Here is a 6161-nt window from a genome sequence, read left to right as displayed (position 1 = left end):
GAGGTACTGGTGGCCGATGGCTTCGATCATCTCGATCGACACCAGCTTGTCGTAGGTGCCGGTGAGGTCGCGGTAGTCCTCGAGCAGCAGGGTCACGCGGTCGGAGAGCCCGGCGCGGGCCACGCGCTCGCTGGCCAGGGCGTGCTGCTCCTTCGAGATCGTCGTCGTGGTGACGCGGCAGCCGAAGTGCTTCGCGGCGTGCAGGGCCATGCCGCCCCAGCCGGTGCCGATCTCGACGAGGTGGTCCGACGGCTTCAGGTCGAGCTTGCGGCCGATGCGCTGGAGCTTGCGGAACGAGGCCGCTTCGAGCGTCTCGGTGGGATCCGCGAAGATCGCCGACGAGTACATCAGGTCGTCGGACAGGAACAGGCGGAAGAGCTCGTTGCCGAGGTCGTAGTGCGCCGCGATGTTCTTGCGCGAGCCGGCCCGGGTGTTGCGGCGGAAGGCGTGCACGGCCTTCAGCAGCCAGCCGGAGAGGCGGGCCATGCCGCCCTCCATCGCGTCGAGCAGGTCGCGGTTGAGCACCAGCAGGCGGATCAGGTCGACGAGCTCGTCGCAGCTCCACTGGCCGTCCATGTAGGCCTCAGCCGCGCCGACCGAACCGCCGGTGGCCATGCGGGCATAGGCCTCGAGGTCGTGCACGCGCAGGCGCGCGATGGGGGCGCCAGCCGTCGGTTCGGCCTCGCCGAGGCGGGTTTCGCCCAAGGCGTCGCTGATGATCAGGGCGCCATGGCGCAGGCCGCCGAGGCGCTCGAACAGGCGCGTGCGCAGCCAGCGCTCGTAGCTGCCCGATGAGGCGTTTTCGTTGGGCAGGGCGTCGGCAGGCAGGCTCACAGGCGGGCGTCCGGGTTGGGATGGGGATGGAAGGGCACGCGCTTCAGGCTCAGCTTGAGGGCCTGCCAGTAGATGGCGGCGGCCACCTTCACGGTGATGAATGGATACGCGGCGAGGCATGAAGCCAGCGTGTTGCCCTGCAGCGGACGCCGCTCCAGCGTGAGCGTCGCGTCGAACTCGCGCGCCTCGCCGGCGAGGACCTCCATGTGGATGTGCAGGTCGTCGCCGGGCGGCGTGAACACCCAGTGGTAGCGGCGGTCCATCGGCAGGAAGGGCGAGACGTGGAAGGCCTTGTCGAAGCCGAAGTGCAGGGCGCGGCCCTTCCGCTCGGCCTTCTCGGCCGGCAGCAGGTAGGCGTGGCGCTCGCCCCACGGCGTGTTGGTGATCTCCGCGAGGATCCAGTCGAGGGTTTCGCCGTCCTCGTGATAGCCGTAGTAGAAGCTGACCGGGTTCTGCACGTAGCCGAAGTAGCGCAGGTGCGTCAGCACGCGGATGGGGCCGGGCGCCGGGCGGCCCAGTTCGGCTTCCACGCGGCGGCGTACGGCGACATCGAGCGGGAGTGCGGCATCGCCGAAGTAGTCGCTGCGGCGGAACTCGGCGAGGTTGCGGCGGTTCACCGACCAGAACCAGCGGCGGTCGAACACGCGGTCCAGTTCGGCGAGATCGAGGAAAGGCTGGAAGATCCGGTAGCGGAAGTGGTTCTCGGCCACCGCGAAGCGGCGGTGCTGGACGCGGCCGACGTAGAGGGCGCTCCGCAGGCCGGAACCCGCGGGCGCCATCCGTTCGTCGCCGCCGTCCGAGCTCACCAGCGCACCCCGAGGCCGGCCGCGGCCTCGACGCCGGCGCGCATGCCGTCCTCGTGGAAGCCGAAGCCCCAGTACGCCCCGGCGAACCAGGTGCGGCGGCGGCCATTGAGCTCCGTGCGGCGTTCCTGCGCGGCCACGCTCTCGTGCGTGTAGATCGGGTGGTGGTAGGTCATCCGCGCGATGACCTTGGCCGGGTCGATCGCGGCGCTGCGGTTCAAGGTGACGACGAAGGGCTCGGGGGATTCGAGGCCCTGCAGCAGGTTCATGCAGTAGCTCACCGAGCACTCGGCCTTCGGGTCGGCCGGCACGAAGGCGTTCCATGCCGCCCAGGCCTTGCGGCGGGCGGGCAGGATCCGGCGGTCGGTGTGCAGCACCACCTCGTTGCGCTGGTAGGGCATGGCGCCCAGCACCTCGCGCTCGAGCGCGTCGGCATCGCCGAGCAGCGCCAAGGCCTGATCGCTGTGGGTGGCCACCACGATGGCGTCGAAGCGGTCCTCGCCGGCGACGTGCTTGACCGTCACGCCGGCCTCGTCGCGGGTGATCCGCTGCACCGGGCAGGCGAGGCGGACGTCGACCGTCCAACGCGCCTTCAGCGCGTCGATATAGCTCGACGAGCCGCCCTCGACCACGCGCCACTGCGGCCGGCCTTCCACCTGCAGCATCCGGTGGTGGTCCATGAAGCGCACGAGGTACTTGGCCGGGAAATCGAGGATCGTCGCCGAGGGCGAGGACCACAGCGCCGAGGCCATGGGGATCAGGTGGGCATCGCGGAACAGGGTGGAGTAGCGGTTCTGCTCGAGGTAGTCGCCCAGCGACGGCCCCGGGCCCGGGTCGCGCAGTAGCGCGCCGGCCTCGCGGTAGAAGCGCAGGATCTCGCGCACCATCCGGATGAAGGACGGCGAGAGCAGGTTGCGGCGCTGGCAGAACAGGGCGTCGAGGTTGGTGGCGTTGTACTCGAGGCCGGTGGCCTCGACCTGCGCGCCGAAGCTCATCGTCGTGTCTTTCGACGCCACGCCGAGCTCGTCGAACATCCGCGTCAGCAGCGGGTAGTTGTGCGTGTTGTGGACGATGAAGCCGGTGTCGACGCGATAGCGCTTCCCGGCCTGCTCGACGTCATGCGTGTGCGTGTGGCCACCGAGGCGCGCTTCGGCTTCGAAAAGCACGACCTCGTGCTGGCGGGAGAGCAACCACGCGGAGGACAGGCCGGCGATGCCGCTGCCGACGACGGCGACCCTCACGCGGCCTCCGCGGTCGGTTTGCGGAAGGTGTCCGGCACCGGCTTCAGGTCCCACACGATGCGGAACAGGCTCAGCGCCTTCAACGTGTAGTACGTGAAGTCGTACTCCCACCAGCGGAAGCCCTGCCGCGCCGAGCCCGGGTAGTGGTGGTGGTTGTTGTGCCAGCCTTCGCCGAAGGTCAGCAGGGCGAGGAACCAGTTGTTGCGCGAGTCATCGCGGGTGGCGAAGCGGCGGCGGCCGAAGCGATGGGCGAAGGAGTTGATCGTCACGGTGACGTGGAACAGCACCACCGTCGAGACGAAGAAGCCCCAGATCAGCAGCTGCGGGCCGTTGGTTTCCAGCGCGGGCGCGGCGGTTTCCAGCCAGCCGCCGAGCAGGAACAGGCCGACGGCCAACAGCACGGGCACGAGGATGTCGAAGCGGTCGAGCAGGCGCAGTTCGGGGAACTTCGCGAGGTCCTTCACCGCGTCGAGATCGGTGCGGAACGCCCCGCGGGTGAGGAACCAGCCCATGTGGCTGTACCAGAAGCCCTTGTGTTTCGGCGAATGCGGGTCGTGCTCGGTGTCGCTGGCGCGGTGGTGCTGGCGGTGGTGCGCCGCCCACCACAGCGGACCGCGCTGCACGCTGCTGGCGCCGACGACGCCGAAGAGGAACTGCACCGGCCGCGAGGTGCGGAAGGCCTTGTGCGAGAAGTAGCGGTGGTAGAACCCGGTGATGGCGAACATGCGCAGCGCGTAGAGCGCGAGCGCGACGCCCACCGCGAACGGGCTGATGCCGACCCAGATCACGCCGAGGCAGGCCAGGTGCAGGCCGATGAAGGGCACGACGCGCAGCCAGTCGATGCGGGCGGCGGCTTCGGCGTCCACCGCGTCGGCCGCGGACGTGTCGAACCAGCGCACGATGGCGGTCAGCGAGCGAGCCCAGAGGGAGGCGGTAGGGGCGGTTTCAGACATGGCGCAAGCCTAGGGGAGCGGGCGGTGAGAGCGTGGTGAACCGGGGGAGCGGCAGGTTCAGCGCGGTTCGACGGCGACTTCGGCGCGGATCGAAGTGCCGATGAAGCAGTTCGCGTGCGCGCGCTCGTGCAGCTTCGCCAGGTCCTCGGCATTCGGCTGCTTGTCGCCCGCGAACACGGCCTTCGGTCGCAGCGTGATGCGGGTGATGGCCATCCTTCCCTCGGCGTTCTTGTCGAGGAGGCCCGAGGCTGCGTCGTCGTAGTGGTCGACCACGTAGCCGCGCTTCGCGCAGATCGCGAGGAAGGTGAGCATGTGGCACGAGGACAGCGAGCCGACCAGAAGCGTTTCCGGGTTCAGCGCCTCGGGGTTGCCGATGAAGGCGGGCGCCGAGGAGGCGAGCGTCTTCTGCCCGTTCTCGAACGTGAGTTCGTGGTCGCGCGAGAAGGTCTCATAGCTGAAGTCGCGGCCATGGCGCGACCAGCGCAGGGCGGCAGTGTGTTCGGACATGGACGCTTCCTCGGAAAGTCGCGCCAAGGCTACACTCCGGCGCCGCGTCGCACATGCGGAAACCGTCAACGGCATCCGAAGGGAGAGTGAGGATGAGGCGGACGCCGCGACCTCCGAAGGCCCCCGGTCCAGGCCCGCGCCGCGAGGCGCAAGGGCCGGGCACCGTTGTCCGCCACGGCGTGGCCCGCGTCATTTCCAAGGCTGGCCTCGGGTCGCGGACGCAGGCCGCCGCCTGGGTGCGCGAAGGCCGCGTCCGTGTGGGTGGGAACCTCGTGCGCGATCCCGAGCATCCGGTGCGCGCCGGCGTGGACGAGGTCTGCGTGGATGGTCGGCCGCTGGGCTCGGAGGCACGGGTCTATCTCGCCTTGAACAAGCCGCGTGGCCTCGTCACCACGGCGAGCGACGAGAAGGGCCGGGACACGGTGTACCGCTGCTTCGATGGCGCTGGCCTGCCGTGGGTGGCGCCGGTGGGCCGGCTCGACCAGGCCAGCGAGGGCCTGCTGCTGTTCACCAACGATCCGGCATGGGCAGCCCACATCACCGACCCGGCCACCGGCCCCGACAAGACGTACCGCGTCCAGGTCGACGGCGTGCCCGGCGACGAATCGCTCGCAGCGATGGTCGCGGGCCTCGATGAGGGCGGCGAGCGGCTGTCGGCCAAATCGGTGGCGCTGCTGAAGAGCGGCGGCAAGACGGCATGGCTCGAGGTGGTGCTGGACGAGGGCAAGAACCGCCAGATCCGCCGCCTCGCAAAGGCCGCCGGCTTTCCCGTGCTGCGCTTGGTGCGCGTTGCGATCGGTGGGCTGGCGCTCGGTGAGCTGCCGAAAGGCGGCTGGCGCGTGCTCAGTGACGACGAGGCGGCGGCGCTGCGCCGCTGAGTCGCCGGGCGCTCATCAGCCTGTGGGGGTGTCCGCGACGGGCCGCCAGCGCGCGAGGCGCTTGGCGAGCAAGGCCGCCACGACGTCGTAAGCGCGCGCATCCTGCGGGCCGCGGGCGTCCGGGCCCTTGCCCTTGTCCTGGTTGCAGCGCCGGCAGGCCACCGAAAGGTTGCGCGGATCGTCGCGGTCGTCGCCCACCTGGACGGTCAGTGCTGCTGCCGCGCGCAGGCCGAACCAGGCCTGCGGCACCACGTGCTCCAGCGAACTCGCGCCGATGGCCTCGCCGTCGGCCGCCACCTGCAGCCGCGTGCGGCAATGCAGGCAGCGCGTGGTCCAGGTGCCGTCCGGCGCCTGCACGGCCTCGGCGTCGGTGGCGACGGCGAGACGGAACAGGTGGCGGAGCTTGGCCCGCATCAGCCCGGGATGACTCCGAGCTCGCGGCCCACCTTCGCGAAGGCGGCGATGGCGCGGTCGAGGTGCTCGCGGGTGTGCGCGGCGCTCATCTGCGTGCGGATGCGGGCCTGGCCCTTCGGCACCACCGGGAAGAAGAAGCCGATCGCGTAGATGCCCTCTTCGAGCAGGCGCGCGGCGAACTTCTGCGCCAGCGGCGCGTCGTAGAGCATCACCGGGCAGATCGGGTGCACGCCGGGCTTGATGTCGAAACCGAGCTTGGCCATTTCCGCGCGGAAGTAGGCGGTGTTGGCCGCGAGGCGCTCCCGCAGGTCGCCGGCCTTGGCCAGCATGTCGAAGGCGGTGATGCCGGCGGCCACCACGTGTGGCGGCAGCGAGTTGCTGAACAGGTAGGGCCGCGAGCGCTGGCGCAGCAGCTCGATCACGTCCCGGCGGCCGGTGGTGAAGCCGCCCAGCGCGCCGCCCATGGCCTTGCCGAGCGTGCCGGTGAAGATGTCGATCCGGTCCATCACGCCCTTGACCTCGGCGCTGCCG

General features: G+C 70.2%; 8 protein-coding genes. 1 reads left to right on the top strand and 7 read right to left on the bottom strand.

Annotation, left to right across the window (positions count from 1 at the left end; translation table 11 throughout):
- From ACIQ6S_RS14000 to ACIQ6S_RS13980, 5 genes are all read right to left on the bottom strand, one after another.
- A partial coding sequence (locus ACIQ6S_RS14000; protein WP_397608890.1) for an SAM-dependent methyltransferase occupies positions 1–834 on the bottom strand: 834 nt, incomplete at its 3' end.
- On the bottom strand, positions 831–1613 hold the full coding sequence (locus ACIQ6S_RS13995) for a DUF1365 domain-containing protein (RefSeq protein WP_397608891.1): 783 nt from the start codon (positions 1611–1613) through the stop codon (positions 831–833). The genes ACIQ6S_RS14000 and ACIQ6S_RS13995, both read right to left, overlap by 4 nt.
- Before the next feature lie 23 nt (positions 1614–1636).
- The gene (locus ACIQ6S_RS13990; RefSeq protein ID WP_397608889.1) at positions 1637–2878 is read right to left on the bottom strand and encodes an NAD(P)/FAD-dependent oxidoreductase; all 1242 of its coding nucleotides are present in this window, start codon (positions 2876–2878) and stop codon (positions 1637–1639) included.
- Positions 2875–3831, bottom strand: coding sequence for an acyl-CoA desaturase (locus ACIQ6S_RS13985; RefSeq protein WP_397608888.1), 957 nt, complete (start codon positions 3829–3831; stop codon positions 2875–2877). The genes ACIQ6S_RS13990 and ACIQ6S_RS13985 overlap by 4 nt, the downstream gene beginning before the upstream one ends.
- A gap of 57 nt (positions 3832–3888) precedes the next feature.
- The gene (locus ACIQ6S_RS13980) at positions 3889–4338 is read right to left on the bottom strand and encodes an OsmC family protein (protein WP_397608887.1); all 450 of its coding nucleotides are present in this window, start codon (positions 4336–4338) and stop codon (positions 3889–3891) included.
- 53 nt (positions 4339–4391) lie between these two features.
- Here ACIQ6S_RS13980 and ACIQ6S_RS13975 point away from each other — a divergent pair, with 53 nt between their 5' ends.
- The gene (locus tag ACIQ6S_RS13975; RefSeq protein WP_397608886.1) at positions 4392–5216 is read left to right on the top strand and encodes a pseudouridine synthase; all 825 of its coding nucleotides are present in this window, start codon (positions 4392–4394) and stop codon (positions 5214–5216) included.
- A 15-nt stretch (positions 5217–5231) separates the two neighbouring features.
- Here ACIQ6S_RS13975 and ACIQ6S_RS13970 read toward each other — a convergent pair whose 3' ends face one another.
- Positions 5232–5630 carry an HNH endonuclease gene (locus tag ACIQ6S_RS13970; protein ID WP_397608885.1) on the bottom strand — a complete coding sequence of 133 codons (399 nt, stop codon included), beginning with the start codon at positions 5628–5630 and terminating at the stop codon, positions 5232–5234.
- The coding region (locus tag ACIQ6S_RS13965) for an aminotransferase class I/II-fold pyridoxal phosphate-dependent enzyme (protein ID WP_397608884.1) at positions 5630–6161 on the bottom strand (532 nt) is incomplete at its 5' end. The genes ACIQ6S_RS13970 and ACIQ6S_RS13965, both read right to left, overlap by 1 nt.

It is taken from the genome of Silanimonas sp. (assembly GCF_044377035.1).
In the GTDB taxonomy this organism is placed as follows: Bacteria; Pseudomonadota; Gammaproteobacteria; order Xanthomonadales; family Xanthomonadaceae; genus Silanimonas.
Note: the sequence above shows the minus strand (reverse complement) of the source record. Positions and strands in the feature narration are given on the sequence as shown.

What these genes read in the sequence shown, in the direction of transcription:
- ACIQ6S_RS13975 (WP_397608886.1), top strand. Translation starts at nt 4,392, where the DNA reads ATGCGGAAACCGTCAACGGCATCCGAAGGGAGAGTGAGGATGAGGCGG.
- ACIQ6S_RS13970 (WP_397608885.1), bottom strand. Translation starts at nt 5,630, where the DNA reads ATGCGGGCCAAGCTCCGCCACCTGTTCCGTCTCGCCGTCGCCACCGAC.
- ACIQ6S_RS13980 (WP_397608887.1), bottom strand. Translation starts at nt 4,338, where the DNA reads ATGTCCGAACACACTGCCGCCCTGCGCTGGTCGCGCCATGGCCGCGAC.
- ACIQ6S_RS13985 (WP_397608888.1), bottom strand. Translation starts at nt 3,831, where the DNA reads ATGTCTGAAACCGCCCCTACCGCCTCCCTCTGGGCTCGCTCGCTGACC.
- ACIQ6S_RS13995 (WP_397608891.1), bottom strand. Translation starts at nt 1,613, where the DNA reads ATGGCGCCCGCGGGTTCCGGCCTGCGGAGCGCCCTCTACGTCGGCCGC.